Origin of the sequence: Otoolea muris, from assembly GCF_943193115.1 — a bacterium.
Lineage (GTDB): Bacteria > Bacillota > Clostridia > Lachnospirales > Lachnospiraceae > Otoolea > Otoolea muris.
The window spans coordinates 1-1,419 of sequence record NZ_CALPCY010000150.1; the positions used below are offsets into that span (position 1 = coordinate 1).

1 rRNA gene is annotated in these 1,419 nt (G+C 52.0%); it reads right to left on the minus strand.

Features of this window, described 5'->3' with window-relative positions:
- Positions 1–1,236 (minus strand): 23S ribosomal RNA (locus NFS31_RS26735); the annotation flags it as partial.
- Positions 1,237–1,419 lie beyond the last annotated feature (183 nt).

The following is a 1,419-nucleotide window of genomic DNA, read 5'->3' on the forward strand; positions in this document are numbered from 1 at the left end:
TCCTTTAAGAATGCTCCTCTACCAATGCATTTCTGCATTCCCAGGCTTCGGCGGTGTGTTTCAGCCCCGGACATTTTCGGCGCAGGACCTCTCGGCTAGTGAGCTATTACGCACTCTTTGAATGTGTGGCTGCTTCTGAGCCAACATCCTAGCTGTCTTTGAAATCCCACATCCTTTTCCACTTAACACACACTTGGGGGCCTTAGCCGCGGGTCTGGGCTCTTTCCCTTTTGACCGCCCAACTTATCTCGTGCGGTCTGACTCCCGCGCATCATTTCCACGGCATTCGGAGTTTGATATTCTTCGGTAGGCTTTGACGCCCCCTAGGAAATTCAGTGCTCTACCTCCGTGAAACTAACGCGGGGCTAGCCCTAAAGCTATTTCGAGGAGAACCAGCTATCTCCGGGTTCGATTGGAATTTCTCCGCTATCCACACCTCATCGCCACCCTTTTCAACGGATGTGCGTTCGGTCCTCCATTCCCTTTTACGGGAACTTCAACCTGGACATGGATAGGTCACCCGGTTTCGGGTCTGCACATGCTGACTATACGCCCTCTTAAGGCTTGCTTTCGCTTCGGCTCCGGGCCTAATAAGCCCTTAACCTTGCCAGCATCCGCAGCTCGCCGGACCGTTCTACAAAAAGTACGCGGTTGCGCCTTAACGCGCTCCCACAGCTTGTAAACACAGGGTTTCAGGTTCTTTTTCACTCCCCTCCCGGGGTTCTTTTCACCTTTCCTTCACAGTACTATGCGCTATCGGTCACTAAGGAGTATTTAGCCTTGGGGGGTGGTCCCCCCGAATTCCCACAAGGTTCCACGTGTCTCGTGGTACTCTGGATCCTGCCGCTGCCTGTCGTTTTCATGTACGGGGCTTTCACCCTCTCCGGCCGGCCTTCCCAGGGCCGTTCCATTAACGAACCAGCTCGCTTATGCAGTCCTTAACCCCGGGATGCACGCATCCCGGTTTGGGCTCTTCCGCGTTCGCTCGCCGCTACTTACGGAATCGATGTTTCTTTCTCTTCCTCCGCCTACTTAGATGTTTCAGTTCAGCGGGTTCCCTTCCATACGTTATGAATTGGCGTATGGATGCCTGAGGGTTTCCCAGGCGGGTTTCCCCATTCAGATATCTCCGGATCAATGAGTATTTGCCTCTCCCCGAAGCTTTTCGCAGCTTATCACGTCTTTCATCGGCTCTTAGTGCCAAGGCATCCGCCCTGTGCTCTTATCAGCTTAACCAGTCCCCTTTCCATACGGGTATACAAAAAGGGTCTGAGGATGTATAGCGTTACATCCCCTGGTTTTGGTTTTCAGACTTTCGTCTGATATCGGTTTGGCTACAGCTTCTTTCGTCGCTGTAACACCTTGGATGTCTTGATATTTCTATCAGATTTATTTCAATATGCGGTTTTCAAGGTACAT